Source organism: Synechococcus sp. UW179B (assembly GCF_900474245.1).
In the GTDB taxonomy this organism is placed as follows: domain Bacteria; phylum Cyanobacteriota; class Cyanobacteriia; order PCC-6307; family Cyanobiaceae; genus Synechococcus_C.
This window is the reverse complement of the sequence record NZ_UCNZ01000026.1, coordinates 210,409-226,321: the sequence shown is the minus strand read 5'-3', so window position 1 is coordinate 226,321 and position 15,913 is coordinate 210,409. Positions and strand designations below refer to the sequence as shown.

Annotated in this window: 16 protein-coding genes and 1 tRNA gene; 10 read left to right on the top strand and 7 right to left on the bottom strand. The window is 53.6% G+C overall.

Going from position 1 to position 15,913, the window contains the following annotated elements; translation table 11 throughout:
- The first annotated feature begins 3 nt into the window (after positions 1–3).
- The 5 genes from pxcA (at position 4) to DXY38_RS12335 (ending at position 3,470) form a co-directional block, all read left to right on the top strand.
- Positions 4–1,152: a proton extrusion protein PcxA gene (gene pxcA / locus DXY38_RS12355; protein WP_115071876.1), complete on the top strand. Its 1,149-nt coding sequence runs from the start codon at positions 4–6 to the stop codon at positions 1,150–1,152.
- A 4-nt stretch (positions 1,153–1,156) separates the two neighbouring features.
- A complete protein-coding gene (locus DXY38_RS12350; protein WP_115071875.1) occupies positions 1,157–1,723 on the top strand; it encodes a bifunctional adenosylcobinamide kinase/adenosylcobinamide-phosphate guanylyltransferase in 567 nt (188 codons plus the stop codon).
- A gap of 23 nt (positions 1,724–1,746) precedes the next feature.
- Positions 1,747–2,250, top strand: coding sequence for a tRNA (cytidine(34)-2'-O)-methyltransferase (locus DXY38_RS12345; protein WP_244279127.1), 504 nt, complete (start codon positions 1,747–1,749; stop codon positions 2,248–2,250).
- A 109-nt stretch (positions 2,251–2,359) separates the two neighbouring features.
- Positions 2,360–3,361 carry a M23 family metallopeptidase gene (locus tag DXY38_RS12340; RefSeq protein ID WP_170952959.1) on the top strand — a complete coding sequence of 334 codons (1,002 nt, stop codon included), beginning with the start codon at positions 2,360–2,362 and terminating at the stop codon, positions 3,359–3,361.
- A 35-nt stretch (positions 3,362–3,396) separates the two neighbouring features.
- A tRNA-Met gene (locus tag DXY38_RS12335) sits at positions 3,397–3,470 on the top strand.
- A 37-nt stretch (positions 3,471–3,507) separates the two neighbouring features.
- On the opposite strand, the gene DXY38_RS14050 is transcribed toward DXY38_RS12335, so the two are convergent.
- Entirely contained in the window at positions 3,508–3,801 is a 294-nt protein-coding gene (locus tag DXY38_RS14050; protein WP_006852529.1) for a hypothetical protein, read from the bottom strand.
- A gap of 162 nt (positions 3,802–3,963) precedes the next feature.
- Here DXY38_RS14050 and DXY38_RS12325 point away from each other — a divergent pair, with 162 nt between their 5' ends.
- Together DXY38_RS12325 and DXY38_RS12320 are read left to right on the top strand one after the other, a co-directional pair.
- Complete coding sequence (locus DXY38_RS12325; RefSeq protein ID WP_006852528.1) at positions 3,964–4,566, top strand: peroxiredoxin; 603 nt, start codon at positions 3,964–3,966, stop codon at positions 4,564–4,566.
- A gap of 433 nt (positions 4,567–4,999) precedes the next feature.
- Positions 5,000–5,419, top strand: coding sequence for a DUF805 domain-containing protein (locus DXY38_RS12320; protein WP_115071873.1), 420 nt, complete (start codon positions 5,000–5,002; stop codon positions 5,417–5,419).
- A gap of 20 nt (positions 5,420–5,439) precedes the next feature.
- Here DXY38_RS12320 and DXY38_RS12315 read toward each other — a convergent pair whose 3' ends face one another.
- Together DXY38_RS12315 and ftsH are read right to left on the bottom strand one after the other, a co-directional pair.
- The gene (locus DXY38_RS12315) at positions 5,440–8,226 is read right to left on the bottom strand and encodes a UPF0182 family protein (protein WP_115072058.1); all 2,787 of its coding nucleotides are present in this window, start codon (positions 8,224–8,226) and stop codon (positions 5,440–5,442) included.
- A gap of 56 nt (positions 8,227–8,282) precedes the next feature.
- Complete coding sequence (gene ftsH, locus DXY38_RS12310) at positions 8,283–10,178, bottom strand: ATP-dependent zinc metalloprotease FtsH (protein WP_115071872.1); 1,896 nt, start codon at positions 10,176–10,178, stop codon at positions 8,283–8,285.
- Positions 10,179–10,265: 87 nt separating this feature from the next.
- Between ftsH and rpmF the strand changes: the two genes are divergently transcribed.
- Positions 10,266–10,442 carry a 50S ribosomal protein L32 gene (rpmF, locus tag DXY38_RS12305; RefSeq protein WP_006852524.1) on the top strand — a complete coding sequence of 59 codons (177 nt, stop codon included), beginning with the start codon at positions 10,266–10,268 and terminating at the stop codon, positions 10,440–10,442.
- A 2-nt stretch (positions 10,443–10,444) separates the two neighbouring features.
- Here rpmF and DXY38_RS12300 read toward each other — a convergent pair whose 3' ends face one another.
- From DXY38_RS12300 to DXY38_RS12290, 3 genes are read right to left on the bottom strand one after another with little or no spacing between them, the layout of a single operon-like run.
- Positions 10,445–11,365, bottom strand: coding sequence for a kinase (locus tag DXY38_RS12300; RefSeq protein ID WP_115072057.1), 921 nt, complete (start codon positions 11,363–11,365; stop codon positions 10,445–10,447).
- Between the two features lie 10 nt (positions 11,366–11,375).
- The gene (locus tag DXY38_RS12295; protein WP_115071871.1) at positions 11,376–11,711 is read right to left on the bottom strand and encodes a DUF565 domain-containing protein; all 336 of its coding nucleotides are present in this window, start codon (positions 11,709–11,711) and stop codon (positions 11,376–11,378) included.
- A complete protein-coding gene (locus tag DXY38_RS12290) occupies positions 11,711–12,475 on the bottom strand; it encodes an HAD-IA family hydrolase (RefSeq protein ID WP_170952958.1) in 765 nt (254 codons plus the stop codon). The genes DXY38_RS12295 and DXY38_RS12290 overlap by 1 nt, the downstream gene beginning before the upstream one ends.
- 61 nt (positions 12,476–12,536) lie before the next feature.
- On the opposite strand from DXY38_RS12290, the gene recJ reads away from it, so the two are divergent.
- Positions 12,537–14,432, top strand: a complete 1,896-nt coding sequence (recJ, locus tag DXY38_RS12285) for a single-stranded-DNA-specific exonuclease RecJ (protein WP_115071870.1) — start codon at positions 12,537–12,539, stop codon at positions 14,430–14,432.
- Complete coding sequence (locus tag DXY38_RS12280) at positions 14,429–15,793, top strand: chloride channel protein (RefSeq protein ID WP_115071869.1); 1,365 nt, start codon at positions 14,429–14,431, stop codon at positions 15,791–15,793. The genes recJ and DXY38_RS12280 overlap by 4 nt, the downstream gene beginning before the upstream one ends.
- Here the strand turns inward: DXY38_RS12280 and psb30 are convergent.
- On the bottom strand, positions 15,772–15,879 hold the full coding sequence (gene psb30, locus DXY38_RS12275; protein WP_038013133.1) for a photosystem II reaction center protein Ycf12/Psb30: 108 nt from the start codon (positions 15,877–15,879) through the stop codon (positions 15,772–15,774). The two genes, DXY38_RS12280 and psb30, sit on opposite strands and share 22 nt — an antisense overlap.
- Positions 15,880–15,913: the final 34 nt, after the last annotated feature.

The window sequence follows — 15,913 nt, the reverse complement described above, 5'->3', positions numbered from 1 at the left end:
GCTATGGCATTTCGCAATTGGATCGGAGCCTTTGGCAAGGCCAACTCCCTTGATGTCAACTCTGATCTGGACCGCGGCTATGAAGCGGCGCTCTTGATCCAGAGCTTGGAGCTGGAGTACTACGGCGACCGTCCCATCAGGCCCGATCTAGAGCTCTCTGTTCCGAAATCTGTTCAGGCAACCGTTCTGCGCAAGTTTCGTGTTGCGATCAATGTTTGTCGTACGTCGCTCGATCAGCTGGAGTATCAGCGCTCCCAGCTGGATCCTCAGGAACTGCGACAACTTCAGCTGATTGAAAGTGTTGTGAATCGGTACAGCCCTAAACGGGCTTCGACCGCTCCGACCATGACACGGGATCCTGATCCGCTGCCGCGCTCCCTACTCGGGGTGTTCGACAAGGTGCGGAGGCAGCTCAATCCAGCGGGTGAAGCGACCTTAGTTGCAGGCTTTAGGAGACGCAGGGATTCAACCCTGATCTCATTGAAGGTTCTTCTACTACTGATTCTGGTGCCACTGTTGGTCCAACAGGTCAGCCGCACTTACATCATTAGTCCTGCTGTTGACCGCTTTGCTCCAGACCTGCCCTTCTTGAGTTATCCGAAGCCACAGCTTGAAGAACAGGCCGTCGAAAAGTTGCGCGTATATAAGGCGGAAATTGAATTCGATGCCCTTCTTCGTGGGGACTCCATCCCAAGCCAAGAAGAGCTCCAACAAAAACTTGGGAAAAAAGCTTCTGAACTCAAAGAAGAAGCGGACGCCGAAAGCACCCATGCTGTAAAAAATGTCTTAGCTGACATTTCAGCCACGCTTGCTTTCGTGATGGTCTGCTTATTCAGTCGCGAAGAGCTGAGAGTTCTTCGCGGATTTTTTGATGAGGCTGTTTATGGATTAAGCGACTCAGCCAAGGCATTTGCGATTATTCTCTTCACCGATATCTTCGTTGGATTTCATAGTCCAGAAGGCTGGACTGTGCTGCTTGATGGCATTGCAAATCACTTTGGATTCCCTGCCCGAGAAAACTTTATTCTCCTATTCATCGCTACATTCCCGGTGATTTTGGCGACAATTTTCAAATATTGGATCTTCCGGTACCTCAATCGTGTCAGTCCATCCTCCGTTGCCACACTGCGAGGCATGAACGGAGGCGGATAAACCGTTGGCTAGCCCAAACAAGCAAAGACCCAAGCTTCCGAACGGGCTCGTTGTTGTAAGCGGGCCAAGCCGAGGAGGGAAAAGCCGCTGGGCTGAACATTTACTCAGCTCTCAACAGACGGTCACCTACGTCGCAACCTCAGCGCATCGTTCGAATGATCCAAGCTGGGACGAGCGGATGCGGCTGCATCGCGAAAGACGACCCTTGCACTGGCAGCTGCGCGAACCGGGAGGCAAGCTTGCCGAATGCATTCGCAAAGAAGAGCCCCATCAACCGTTGTTGATCGATGCGCTTGGCGGATATACGGCAGCGCATCTCGACCTCAACGATCATGCCTGGACACAGGAGGCAGAAGATCTCATCCAAAGTCTTCTCACACGAACATGCCCCACCGTGATCGTGATCGAAGAAACAGGCTGGGGCGTCGTCCCCGCCACAGTGATTGGCGGATTGTTTAGGGACCGCCAAGGTTGGCTGGCTCAACAACTAGAACAACACGCTGCCGATAGCTGGCTCGTTGTACAGGGAAGAGCATTGAATCTTTCTCAATTAGGCATTCTCGTTCCGTGAAGCAAATCTCAAATGATCAAGCATTGAATGAACGGCCTGTGATTCAAAAGCCTTTGAGGGTGGCACTGTGGGAACCGCAAATTCCCCCCAATACGGGAAACATTGCCCGTACTTGCGCAGCTTTTGGTTTACCCCTGGATTTGATTGAGCCCCTTGGGTTCAGCCTTGAAGATCGGTATTTAAAAAGAGCTGGTCTTGATTACTGGCCCCACGTTGATCTCACGATCCACAAGGACACCGATGCGTTTTTTAAGTCGCTTGGGAAAGACTCCAGGGTGATTGGCTGCAGCCGTAGAGGCGGCGTGCCTCTTCAAGAGATGCAGTTCGAACGCGGAGATGTCTTGTTATTCGGTCGAGAGGACACCGGCTTATCGGAAGCAACACGCAGTCGCTGCACCCAAATCACAACCATTTCAATGCCCTGCAGCGCCGGAGAAGATGGCCAAGGGGGCGTGCGGAGCCTCAATCTTTCCGTGGCTTGCGCCATCGTCAGCCACCACGCAGGCTTGCAGCTTCAACTGTGGTAATTGGCAAGCTGACACTTCAGCCCTTGCGCCGATGTCCTACAGCCGCTACTTTCAGGCCGTTCCTGAGCTGTGGCGGCTTCTCCAGGATCGTTACCCATCGCTGATTCAGATGAAGCCCCTTCTCGTTCTCGTTACGGCAATCGCATCAGGAACGTCTTTATCTGTCTTGTCACAGCATCCCGGGTTTGCGGATGCTGGCCATGTGCAGGCACCATTTCTCCTGGCATCGGCACCAGCAACCCAAAGCAGGCTTTGGGTCAAGGTCTCGACAAGGAGCACTCTTCAAGATATAGCTGCTGATCTCGGACTTTCCAACTCAGATTTAACCGCTCTTAACGACCAGGCTTCCCAAGACACGATCAAGCCTGGTGCTTGGATCGTGATCCCTGCTGACGCTGAGGAAAGCCTCGCTAGCGCGACCCGTCTTGACGGAACAACGGTCCTCCGCAAAGCACCGCTTCAAACCCCTCCAGCTCCACAATCCGTTGTACGCATCAAAGCCAACGAGTCTCTGTCAACGTTTTCTAGAGATCAGGGAGTCAGCTTGAGTGAGTTGCGCTCATTGAATCCTGGTCTCGATCTAGCCCGTTTGGCGATCGGTAGCGAAGTGCGTGTTGCCAAGGCTTCTCCCAGAGCGCTTCTTGCGATTCGTCCAACGGTTTCAGGCGGAGCCAGCTTTCCAGCTCTACCTGCATTGCCTGGAGCTGAGGGTGAGTCTGTTGGAAATCAATCCTTCATATGGCCCACAAAAGGTGTTTTCACCTCTGGTTTCGGATGGCGATGGGGCCGCATGCATAAGGGCATCGACATTGCCAACAACGTTGGTACTCCCATCGTTGCCGCCAAAGACGGCGTTGTGAAATTTTCTGGTTGGAGCAGTGGTTACGGTTATTTAGTGGAGTTAGCTCACGCCGATGGATCTTCCACCCGTTACGCCCACAACAGCCGCCTCTTAGTTCGCAAAGGACAAATGATTCCCCAGGGAGTAAAAATTTCCCTCATGGGCAGCACAGGAAGAAGCACTGGACCTCATCTGCATTTTGAAATTCGCCAACGTGGTGGTTCAGCACTCGACCCAATGGCCAAGCTCCCCGCACGTCGCCGCGCATAAACCACCCGGGCGATCGTTTAAAATATTGGGGTAACGGCTCGGTAGCTCAGCTGGTTAGAGCGTGGGATTCATAACCCCAAGGTCGGGAGTTCAAGTCTCCCCCGAGCCATTTTTTGCTTTGATTAAATCGCTAACGCGACCAAATCTCAGCGCATTTCAATTGCATTAAGTCTTTCTCTGAATGATGTTGGGCTGTCTTTCGTGGTTTCTTCCATGATCAAGATCGGTTGATCCTCAGGAACTGGATTTGGACGCCGCTGTTGCCTCACCGATTGTCCATGGTGGGGCCTTGCCTGAAGTGTGAGCTTTCTAGTCTGGGAGTCACGGTTGAGTGGCTGGCTTTTAAGCTCACTACGCACTTGATTTAAAAGTCGGAAATGCCCTGTACTGCTGAATTTCCGCAATAAGGCCTGATCCCAAGACATGGGTTGATCAATCATCGAATGATTTTAGAACCCCATCAGCAGGGACGCTTATTAACGATTCATCGCACGGCAACCGAGACGAGGGCGTGATAAATTAAGGGATGTAACTAGAAGTCGGACCGACTTTGGATTGAGTCTGGTCTGCTGCTTCCGTCACATCCCCATCGACCTTTCATCATGACCGACAACGGTTGCCTGCGCGTGGGCCAACAGGCCCCTGATTTCACCGCTACCGCTGTAGTTGATCAGGAGTTCAAAGAAATCAGCCTGTCTCAGTACCGCGGCAAGTACGTGGTGCTCTTTTTCTACCCACTGGACTTCACCTTCGTTTGCCCAACAGAAATCACAGCGTTTAGCGATCGCTACTCAGATTTCTCCAGCAAAAACACCGAAGTGCTGGGCATCTCCGTTGACAGCCAATTCAGTCACCTGGCTTGGATCCAAACGGCACGCAATCAGGGCGGCATCGGCGATATCAACTATCCGCTCGTTTCAGACCTGAAGAAGGAAATTTCCACTGCTTACAACGTTCTCGATGACGCTGAAGGCGTAGCCCTGCGTGGCCTGTTCATCATCGACCCTGAGGGTGTGATCATGCACGCCACGATCAACAACCTCCCCGTTGGCCGGAATGTCGATGAAACCCTGCGTGTCTTGCAGGCATTCCAGTATGTGCAGTCCAATCCAGATGAAGTCTGCCCAGCTAACTGGACACCAGGCGAGAAGACCATGAAGCCTGATCCCAAGGGCAGCAAAGAGTTTTTTGCTGCGATCGGTTAGGGACTTAAGGCCAGAGGGCCGCATGATGACGCACGGGACAGGTCAACGATCTGTCCCGTTTTTTAATGGTGCGCCATTTCATCAGACTCCGATTGAGGCGTTTTGACCGTACGCAGCAACTCCCTAGAGAAGCCGCTTGAAAAGAACGCAGAGGCTTGAGAACGGACACACGTTGAATTTGCGATTCAGTCTCATCGGAGACAGGCATGGGGTGCCTGAAAGACAAATGATGAGACTATCTTCGACTCAATCCAATGGGATTCATTGTTGTTGCTAGCTGTCTCGTGGTAGCAGCCACCGTGTGTTTGAAGCTAATGAACGCATGAATCACAGAAGGTCATCAGCGATGATTAAGCCATCCCTGTGATCCAGAGATGCTCGTTGCCAATCAGTGCTTTTTCAGCCAGCCTGAAAGGATCGATCAAGGGCACTGATGAAAGGTCTACCTCAATTCTTCAGCTGGGAAGGAGAGCTTGGAAGGCTTGACTATTTAGGCGAGGTCATTAAGCGACTGCTCATCCTCTCACTCATCCTTGCTGTCAATATTGGCCTGTGCATGTTAGTGGGATTAGAAATTACTCCAGAAACCTGGGATAACAATCTTTCCCTAACCACAATTTCAGCATTTTTGATCATGGTTCCAGTTGATATTCGAAGACTCAACGACATAGGAATCAGTCCTTGGTGGTTAGTACCAGTCTGGATTCTCAGTCAAATTCCACAACCACTTGATGGATCACCACAGGTTGGAGCCTATACCTTTCTCGTAGCCGTGCCATTGCTGCTATGGGGCCTATTTATTCTATTTAAACCAGGCAAAGCATTAAAAGAGTATCGTCGCCAGAAAGGATGATTTGATCGTGAAGGTTGGCTTCACAATGCCTTATCAAGATCCTGCACGACAACATCTTTCGAGCCAGTTCCCTGCAATAAGGCATCAAGGCCCCCGCGTAAATCCTTGGCCATTGCCACGCGACTGCCATCACTAACAACCACACGCACTAAGGTTGGCAACCCACCACGACGGGCTCTGAGATAAATCGGCTCAACATAGAGAAGGGCATTTCCAAGTGGCACGACCAAAAGATTGCCTTGAACAACTTGAGAGCCCGCACGGTCCCATAGCCCAAACTGCTGGCTGATGATGGGATTCTGATTGATCAGAGCCTGGATCTGCTCAGGACCAAAAATCGGAACATCACTAGGAAAGCGCAACAGGATCAGTTCTCCGTAATGCTCAGCATCGCTTCTTGCTGCCAACCAACCGGAGAGATTGGGACGGGCAAGTGGCGTAAGGGGTTGTAAAAGTAAAAATTCGGAATCAACACTCGGCTTCACTTGCGCCGTAATGTGATAAGGAGCCACTGGAATCTGTGTTTTTCCATACAGCTCTTTGGGAACCTGCCAAACATCATCTCCACTGTAAAAAATACGTGGATTCGTTACATGATATCGAAGCAATTGTTGAACCTGTAATTCAAACAAGGCACTAGGAACCATCAGATGCTGACGCAAAGATGGTGGCATAGCAGCCAAGGGCTGGAACAATTCGGGAAACACCTTCTGCCAACCACGAATCATTGGATCATCTTGTTCACTCACATAGAGATGCACTGTTCCGTTGTAGGCATCAACAATGGCTTTTACTGAGTTGCGTACATAACGCATCTCTTGTCCGTCAGGAAGGATTGAGGCATAGGGATAGGTGTTAGAGCTGGTGTATCCATCAACAATCCAATACTGATGTTGATCTTCCTGATACTGATCAAGACCAGACTCCATGGGAACGGAGACTAAATAGGGATCACCTTTCAACTGCAAAAAAGGTGCTAAAGCCTTCACACGCTTTTTAACGTCACGTCGCAACAACAAACGCGAATCCGATTGCAAGACGCCCGTATTCAGCAACCTTGGGTCACGGATGTAAATCGATGCCGCAATCCGCTGCCCTAAAGACGCCAGTGGCACACCAGCTCTACCTGAATAATGGTTGTATGTGTTTTCATCGCCTTCTGGATGATTGAACTCTTCGATTTGCGTTGGAGCAACGGCATAGGGAGATGGAAGCATTCCGAAATAGAGCGCAGCCCGACCAATTGGCACATTATTCTTGACATCTTCGCGACTAATATCGAGGAATTTATTACCACTAATACTCGCTGAACGACCGATGTCACTGATGAAATAATCAGGGAGCCCATCGGCTCCTCTGGAGTTCACTGGACTCAATGTGAATCCATAGCCATGCGTAAACACGAAGTGACGATTCTGCCAAGTGCGTGACCGCTTAGGGAGAGCTGCTTGGTCGAGTTCACGCGCAGCGAGCATCACTTGCTGGCGTTCAAGTAAATCAGGACGCAATTGATAGCGATCAACGGCTGCATTCGTAAAGCGGTAATAAACCCTGAGCTGCTGCAGCTGTCGGTTTGTTGCGAGTAGAGGTTGGCTATCCCACAAACGAATATTGCGCAAAGTACTGGCACCTTGCTCGCGATCCTTAGGGCTCAAGCGAGGAGAAGGATCAAACTGTTGGGTGGTAATACGGTCCAATTGATATGCCTGTCGTGTGGCCTCAATCGCACGACTGATATAGGGGGTCTCCAGCTGTAATTCCCGCGGGCGCACGACAAGCCAGTGCATCAGCGGAAACAACACCATTTCCAAGCCAAAGGAGGCCACCGCGATACAGGACAAAATCAGCCGAAGCTGACGACGACGAAAACTGGAAAAGGGTGACGGCAAAACAACAATCGCCAACACAAGCAGCGCAACAGCTCCCGCCGATCGCAAAGGAAGCAGCAGATGAACATCGAGCCAACCTGCACCCGCAACGATTCCATCCTGAGTCCAAAGCAACTGGTGCCTTGAAAGCCACATCAAGCCAGAACAAGTCACCAGCAAAAGTGCACAACCAGGCCTCAAACCATGTCGTTGACGCTTCGTTAATCCTGAGAACGCCCAATCACTGAGGCATGTTGAACGTGTTAATTGACTCCATAAAGCAGTACTAAGGGTGAGTAAAAGCTGCAAAAGTACTAATTCAAGCCCCAGCGCGATCGCAGAAAAACGACCTAAACCAAAGCTCACATCAGACCCCAGCATCGGTTCCACGCGGCCGAGGTCAGGAATTGAAAGAGCAAGACTCCAAAGTCCCCAACTCCGCGCAACGATCAAACAGATACACACACTTCCATAAACCTGGGCAAGACCTAGACGACGGCTGCGGGTCAAGCCGGACATGATCAACGTCAGCACCAGAATGGACAAGCTGAGCAGCGGCCAACCTGTCGAAAAGGGAAGACTCCACCAATACGACAGTGAAAAGGGGTCACTCCAGGCCAGCCAAGCCAAACGGGTATCAATGGCTAAAACTGTGAGCATCACCAGAAGACATGCCAAGAGGCAGAGCCCGTAGCGAAACCCCGTTAGGACAGGTCTTCTCTCGTCCTTTTCTGCTTGAGGTGGTCGCAGCCAAGACTGACGCCAAAACGCACAACTGCCCACAAACACAAAGGCAATGAATGCGCCTGCTAATTGAAGAGATAAGCGTTTGCCGTAAACAGACCCAAGTTCAAATTGATCGAACCAGTACCACTCAACCTGCAGTCTTGAGAAAATAACAATCAATGGGATCAACAAGATCCCAAAACGCCCGATCATCCTGAAGATCTTTGCCACTGGATTGACCACTGAATTTGCCACTGCAGTGGAGCGGATCAAGTTGCAGCTGGCTTCTGAGCCAGAACGGGTTGATGAGAATTATTTTCCATCAATCGATTCTCTCCGTTTTGAGGATGATCTAGGCCCGCTAATTCATAGAAGCGAGAACTCGATAGTGTTTCTTCCGCAATCAACGCCTCAACAAGACGATCCATCACCTCGCGACGAGGTTCCAACAGGGTGATCGCCGCATCGAGAGCCTGGATTGCCAGCTGGCGGACGCAGGCATCAATCGCTTTCCCTGTGCTTTCCGCATAAGAGGGACGCGTATGAATGAGATCTCTGCCAAGGAACACCTCCTGATCTCCACCTTCAAGAGCAACGGGCCCCAAAGAAGAAAATCCAAAGCGAGTCACCATTTCTCTGGCGAGATGAGACACCATTTGCAGGTCTCCACTCGCTCCCTGGGTGATCTCACCTGGTCCAAACACCACCATCTCAGCAGCACGACCACCCAGAGCCATCACAAGACGGGCCCGCAAATAAGCCTTGCTGAGCAAGCCGGAATCAATCACCTCCTCATCAGGGAAAAATCGGGTGAATCCGCCCACACCGCCACTGCGGGGAAGCAACGTCACTTTGTCGACGGGATCGGCGTGAGGCGTATGGGCTGCCACCAGGGCATGGCCAATTTCGTGATAGGCAATCAGCCGTTTCTTGGCACTGTCTTGCAAAGGAGAGGCAGACAACCCCATCGTGATGCGTTCGAGCGCTGCTTCTAATTCAGAGCTCCCCACAAAAGAGCTTTCATTTCGTGCCGTCAGGATCGCGGCCTCATTGATGAGATTGGCAAGATCAGCACCGGAAAAGCCTGGAGTTCTTAAGGCCCAATCCGCCAGAGACACGTCGTCTGAAAGCGGCCGACTGCGGGCATGAACGGCAAGAATCGCCTCACGCCCCTTGCGGTCGGGCAGATCAACGTAAATACAACGATCAAACCGGCCGGGACGCATCAATGCCGTATCGAGCACATCAGCCCTGTTGGTGGCAGCAAGCAGGATGACGCCTGAATTATCCGCAAAACCATCCATTTCAGTTAACAGCTGATTGAGGGTTTGCTCGCGCTCATCATTTCCTCCACCAATTCCTGCACCGCGTTGACGACCAACGGCATCAATTTCATCAATAAAAATGATGCAAGGCGATTTTTCCTTGGCTTTGCGAAACAGATCGCGCACACGACTGGCACCCACACCCACAAACAGCTCAACAAATTCAGAGGCCGCGATGGAGAAAAACGGCACCCCTGCCTCCCCAGCGATGGCCTTGGCAAGCAATGTTTTTCCCGTCCCTGGCGGTCCCACCAGCAACACCCCCCGAGGGATGCGCGCACCCAAACGAATAAAACTCTCCGGTTGCTTCAAAAAGGTCACAACCTCTTGGAGTTCTTCCTTGGCTTCGCTAATGCCGGCAACGTCCTCAAATCGAACGGTGATTTCATCTTGAGGGCGGATCCGCGCTTGGCTGCGCCCAAAGCCCATGGCCTTATTGGCGGCCTGCGCTGAGCGCCGGAGAAGAAACGAAAGGCCCACCACAATCAGAACGATCAGGGCCAAATTTCCAGCCAACCCAGCCAAGGCCTGTTCCTGACGAACATCCTTCACCGTCAGGGGAACGCCAGCGGCTTCGGCTGTGCGCAAAATCATTTGATCGTTCGCCAGGGTGGGAACCGTGGCGTTGCGACCATCGTCGTATTCCACAATCACTTCCCGACGCGCAGGAACCAATTGCAGATCTTTGACTTTTCCCGCTGAAATTTGCGTCAATAACTCGCTGTAACTCGGCGGTGGATCCGATTTAAAGCGAGCAAAAGGATTGGTGGGCTTTTCCTTGGCATCGCCCCCAGATGCCTGGGAGACAATGATTTCACGATCTTCCGGACCTGAACTCACACCGTTCCTGCGATGTATTAAGAGTAGCGATTTGACGAGCGGACTCTCGAAAGGAGATTATGGGCGTTTGGAAGAGTTCCGGCTGCAATGGCTGTACCGAAGAAGAAAACCTCTAAGAGCAAGCGCAATCAACGGCATGCTGTTTGGAAGGCAAAAGCAGCCACTGCTGCACAACGTGCCATGTCAATCGGCAAATCAGTGTTGAGTGGTCGCGCACAGGGTTTTGTGTATCCGGTTGCTGATGCTGATGACAGCGAGGACTGAATTCATTTCAAGGTGATCTCACGAACAGCGCGTTGGTTCGTGAGATCGATCACAACATCAGATTGATCCAGATCCTGCAACCAAGCTGCTGGAAATGCCGTTTCAATCATCCGAACAAAATCTTGAACAGCGGATTCAGACACGTGAACTCCCGTTGTTTTGGCTTGGGTGTCGACCTGCTGGCGCTTCCAGAGCCGACTTGAAGTGCCGCTCTGCCCTTTGAGGTGCCAGAGCTTATCGATCCGATTCCAAATCGGTGCATAGTCAGGTACGAGACGAAAGAGCTGTTGGCGATACACAAGCTCTTCCGTCGTCAGCGCGAGTGAATGGATGTTTTGTGCCTCAGAAGCCTGATCGGAAACGAGAACGCCAACGAACCATCCCTCCAAAACCACTAAATCAGGGGTGGAGCGGACCCATTCACTGCGATCCCCGCGACCGTCGCGAAGGGATTTATCAAAGCGAGGGGCCAATAACTCCCCCGTCTCTCGCCATTGATCGAGCGCTGTGGCCATCAACTCCAGATCGTGACTCCCCGGTATGGCCCTGGGCACTCCCCAGGGATTTCCTGCCATCCGTCGATCAAGCTCTAGACCAGGCCAATAAAAATCATCGATCGAAAGGAACGCGATCGACCAGCCCAATTCCGAGCTGGCGTGCACAAGCCAATCGCAAAGCGTGGTTTTCCCGCATCCAGGGAGCGCACTCAATCCGAGCAAAGGACGGCCACCCATCTGCAAGAGAGACTCGGCCTGTGAAAGCAATGGCAACGCCACTCCCAGCAGCCATTGATCTTTTACGTCCGCGGGCCAGACGCGACGGGCAAGCTCGAAACCACCGCGTTGCTGCCAATGGCACCACCAGAGTTCGGGATCTGACCAGCCCAAGGATTCAAGGAGCAAAGGCCAACCCTTGGGAGCCATTTGCAACGGGTCAAGAACCAAGCTTGAAGGCCTCAAACACAACTGAAAAGACAGCTCCAATCCGGATGTTGTCGATCGCGAGCCAAGCAATCGGCCAGGGTTCCCGTTTCACATAGGTCCTTGCTCGCACCAACAGCTCAATGACGATCACCATGGTGAGCACCACAAACGGACGTTGACCGACGCGTTGAAACCAATACATGGTGAAGTTGCTGCCCACAAGGAACCCCAGCAGCAGGGAGAGAACACCCAGGCTCCGGCGACGCCAAGATCCCGTTAGCGCTTGGGTGAGTTGAACACCAATCCGTCTCTGAAACTGTTCATAGCGGGTGAGATGGGTCGTCATCAATCCGGTAAGACGAGAAGCATCTGCAGGTACTCCAGCGTGACAAGGCCATCCACACAAGGGGGGCCGCTCGAAACAGTGCATGGACACTGGGCACTCCCTAGATGATCCAGCACCGCCTCGGCCTGATCTTGATACCGATGGAGCTCCTGATCCCAGGGAGAAGGCATGAGCAGACAACGCAGTCCAGCCGTTCTGGCCGAAAGAAGACCTGGGGTTGAATCCTCCAGTGCCAAAGCCGCATTCGGCTCGGTTTTGCTGCGTTCCAGCGCTTTTAAATAAGGTTCAGGACTGGGTTTATGCCTCGATACATCATCGGCACTAATCACCCCAGCGAAGGGATGGTCGCCGCCGGGAAATAGGGTGTCTAACAATGCCGATACGGACGGACCGCCACTGCTGGTCACGATCCATTGATCAATCGCCCGAGCCTGAAGCTCACGAAGCAGTCTTGCGACCCCTGGGCGAAGAGACACCGCGCCGGAACGCACTGCATCGAGATAGTGACGCTGTTTTGAAACGCGCAGCTCAGCAAACTGCGCGTCAGTCAAGACCTCTCCCTGCTGCTGGGCATACGTTTTCATCCGAAGGCTTCCACCAGGAATGCTCAGCAAGGCTCTGTAGGTCTCTGGATCCCAGGTCCAATCCAAACCCTGTTCTGCAAAAGCTCGATTGAAGGCAGGTCGATGCCCATCCATTTCCGTGTCCGCAAGGGTGCCATCCACATCCCAGAACACGGTCTTCAAGACAGGCATGACGGTCATGCAATTCATGGCAACAGCTTGAAGGACGAAGCACAATGCAGGCTGCTTGAGCACCTGCCCGTTGCCGTCTGCCGTGTCCGTTCAGCAATGGCAACTACCGAGGGGCATTGACCCCGGGGCTTTGGATGCGGTGCCACTGCCTCTTCCCCTCAAGGCCTTGCTCTTCCGCCGTGGTCTGACAGAACCAGATCAGGTCCATGCACTTCTGAGTGATTCACCCCTCCCAAAACCTGATGGCCACTTCCCCGAATTGGACAAGGCCGTCCAACGCTTGCATCAGGCCTGTTTAACGGCAGAGAGCGTTGCGATCTGTGGCGACTACGACGCCGATGGCATGACAAGCACTGCGCTGTTGCTTCGCACCTTGCGCACCTTGGGAGCGGAACCCCAAGCGGCGATCCCAAGCCGCATGGCTGATGGCTACGGCTTGAACTGCTCGATGGTGAATGAGCTCCATGCCGATGGAGTCCGGCTCATTGTCACTGTCGATAACGGAGTGGCAGCCCATGAGGCCCTAAGCAGAGCAGAGGATCTGGGCATCGAGGTGGTGCTAACCGATCACCACACGCTCCCAAAGACACGCCCCAAAGCTCTCGCCTTGATTCATCCGGCCACCACCCCGGAACACTCTCCCTATCGCGGATTAGCCGGCGTTGGGCTCGCCTACGTCGTAGCGCGCGAACTCGCAGAACGCATGCGCCAGCCAGCGGCCATCGCCAGTGCTCGTGATTTGTTTTGCATTGGAACGGTGGCCGACATGGCACCGCTGACAGGCGCCAACAGAACCCTTCTCAGAGAAGGATTGCTTCATCTCCATCGAAGCAACTGCCCAGGAGTGCGCGCCCTACAGCAACTTGCAGGACTCGGCGATCGCCCCCTGCGCGCGGATGACATCGGTTTTCAACTGGCCCCCAGAATCAACGCGGTGGGACGGATCGGCGATCCCCAGTTGGTGGTGGATTTGCTCACCGCAGACGACCAAAACAGCGCCATTGAGCTGGGCCGCCAATGCGACAGTCTCAACCGACAGCGACGAGAGCTCTGCGATGCCATAGAGGCCGAGGCCCTGGCCTTATTGGAGTCTGACCGTGATCCCTTACCACCGTTTCTTCTGCTCGCCCAAGGCCACTGGCATCACGGCGTGATTGGCATCGTTGCGGCACGATTGATGGAACGATTTCAACGCCCAACCGCCTTGCTGGCTGCGGATGGCGACGGCCTGATGCGGGCCTCGGTTCGTGCACCCGAAGGGTTCGCTGTCGACAAAGCCCTCGACCACTGCACCGCTCTGTTGGAACGCCATGGTGGCCACCCCGCCGCAGGTGGATTCACGGTGAAAGCCGAGCACGTGCATCGCCTCCATGAGGAGCTCAATGGCTTGGCTCAGTCATGGATCCAAACGCGTGGGGAGGGAATTCTTGTGGCACCAGAAGCCCTCCTCTCGCTCTCAGCGATCAATCACGACCTTTGGTCGTCGTTGCTTTCTCTTGAACCCTTTGGAATCGGCCATCCAGCGCCATTGTTTTGGTCGAGAGGCTGCAAGGTGATCTCCCAACGGTTGCTCCGCGGCGGACACCTGAAACTCACCCTGGGGCAGGGAGATTGTGAAAGGGAAGCCATCGCTTGGCGCTGGCAGCAAACCCAACCACTGCCAGCGATCGTGGACGTTGCCTATCGGATCAGCCTCAACCGTTGGCAAGGAGAAGCAAAACTACAACTCGAAATCCAGGCTCTACGAGAACATCACGCCTGCTTGGATCTCCACCGCGGCCTGGGGGTTTATCGCTGCACGAGCCCCGACGATGCAACCGTAGAGATTGAGAACCCTTCTGGAGAGCGACTGTCTGGACTGGTCAACCGCAACGGTGTATTTGAAACTGAAGACAGCAGAGCCGGGCACCCTTACGTTGCTGACCTCATCCGAGACGCTTGCATTGGCCTTGGCCTTCTTCCATGACCTCTGAACGCAAAACCACCAGCTCACGGTTCCGTGGCACAGCATCGGTCTTCAACGAGATCCGTCGACTTGGGCGCCATTTCATTGGCTTGCTCGTTGTTGGTGTCTTAATCGGCCTGGCTTGCCTCCCCTTGAATCTCGTTGATCGAATTCAGGAGTGGCTGTTCCATTTCCTGCCAACAACCGGCCAAACCGGCTGGAGCTCGATTGGTCTCCTGATTGCCCTTGTCCCGTTAGTGGTGATGCCAATCCTGTTGATTCTTCAACGGGGACCGTGGCGGGGAGGCGCTGGATCGGGCATTCCTTCAACGATGAACGCCCTGGAGGATTCTTCGTTGATGCCGGCCGCGATGGAAGCAGGCAGCACACTGCAAAGAGGAATCCTTTGGTCAGTGGCCACAGCAGCCATGTTTCCTCTGGGCAGGGAAGGGCCGGTGGTGCAATTTGGCTCTGCCGTGGCACGCGCCACTCAGAAACGCTGGCCCAATTGGATGCCAGCTCTCACCGAACGGCAGATGGTTGCCATTGGTGGAGGTGCGGGCCTAGCCGGTGGTTTCAACACGCCTCTGCTTGGCGTTGTGTTCATGCTTGAAGAGCTCACCGCTGAATATTCCATCGTCACGATTTGGCCAGCTTTGCTGGTGTGCGTCGCTGCTGCTGGGTTTTCAAACCTTGGGGGAGAGCCGATCTTTGGATTGGGTCTGATCAATGTGTTCGCGCCAGAAACAGAGCAGTTGTTGCTGGCCATTCCCATCGGGATCTCCGCTGGTCTTGTGGGTGGATTCTTCAACCGTGGTCTGGTTTGGACCACAGCGCGTTTGGCTCCCATGGTCCGGCAGCGACCCCTACGCACCGGTCTCTGCCTTGGCGGGGCGCTCAGTTTGCTCGCCCTGTTGAGCTGGGGAACGAGCACGGCGGATGGTGAGGCACTCGTGAGGCAACTGCTCAGTCAAGGAATGCCCGAACTTGGCTCCGAGCACAGTGATGTCCGATCGGGTCTAATGAGCATTTGGATCACTGTGGTCAGAGTGATCGGACCGATGCTGGCCCTCGCAGCTGGAGTCCCAGGCGGATTGATCGATCCATCCCTGACGTTTGGTGCCGTTCTCGGCTACACGGTCTGTGCTGTGATCGGATTCAGCACCCAAGTTGGCGTTGGCCTTGGGTTAGCAGCCGGACTCTCTGGAGCCACCCAATTGCCACTGGTCTCCCTGATTTTTTCCTGGCGACTGGTGGGCGATCAACAATTATTTGCAGGAGCTTGTCTCACGGCTGTCATCGCCGCTTACACCGGCCGGCTGGTCTCCCGAACACCGGTGTATCACGCACTCGCCAAGCTTCAGAGAGCTCCGCGCCTGTAGAAGAGAATGAAGATCACTGCTGGGCCAGCAAGCGTGATTAGAGCAAGGGCCCCAAAATTTGCAATCAGGTGGATATCAAATCCCATGGAAGGAAAGCAGTTGATCAGCATGATGCCTCAA